Here is a 1,000-nt window from a genome sequence, read left to right as displayed (position 1 = left end):
CGATGGAGATGTGAGCAATATCACAAAAACAAGTGGTCAGTTTGTAGCTTCTGAGTCTTGTAGCAATGCTGGTACTTATACTAATACATGGACTGTTATTGATCAATGTGGAAACACTTCAGATACTTTCACGCAAGTGATTACTCTTGAAGATACTATTAAACCAACTTTCGTAGGAAACTTACCTGCCGATGTTACAGTATCGTGTGATGCAGTTCCGGCCGCCGCTGAGATAACTGCCTCTGATAATTGCAATACTAATTTGCCAGTGGTTTACACCGAAACTAAAAGTGGTATCGAGAACGAATGTAATACCAATTACACTTTAACTCGTACATGGACAACTAGTGATTGTTCTAACAATAGTACTTCTTATACTCAAATCATAACTGTTAGAGATACTACTCCACCAACCGGAACAGTTCCTGCTGACATTACAGGTTTGCAAAGTATAGCAGATATTCCTGTTGCCAACTCAGGTGCAATAACTGATGCCGCTGATAACTGCAGCCAATCTGTAAATGTAACGGTAAGCGATTCTGATAATGGAGGTACTGGTTGCGCAAGTAGTCCTTATATACTAACAAGAACCTATACCTTAACTGATTGCGCAGGCAATAAAACCACATTAGTTCAGACAATAACAATTAATCATGAAATTGTGCCAACAGCAACAATCTCAGCTCAAGCTTGTAATGCCGACACATCGACAATTGATCTGTTTAATTTACTACCTCAAAATACAACAGCTTTGGGTGCTTGGATAGATACTGACAATAGTCATGCTATAAATGGTAATATTCTTACTCCTTATGGTCTGTCAATTGGTAATTATTCATTTGAGTACAAAATTCAAGATGAGATCTGTCCTAGAAGTATAATATTAAATGTTTCTGTAGATGATAAATGTAAAGTACTGGCATGTGGAACAATACTCATACATAACGCCTTCTCTCCAAATGGAGACGGCATAAATGATCAGTTTGTTATTGATAATATA

1 pseudogene is annotated in these 1,000 nt (G+C 37.3%); it reads left to right on the top strand.

Annotation, left to right across the window (positions count from 1 at the left end):
* Positions 1 to 1,000: pseudogene (locus LPB88_RS23665) on the top strand (gliding motility-associated C-terminal domain-containing protein); the annotation flags it as partial.

This window comes from Flavobacterium sp. JAS, from assembly GCF_020991455.1.
Classification (GTDB): Bacteria; Bacteroidota; Bacteroidia; order Flavobacteriales; family Flavobacteriaceae; genus Flavobacterium.
Note: the sequence above shows the minus strand (reverse complement) of the source record. Positions and strands in the feature narration are given on the sequence as shown.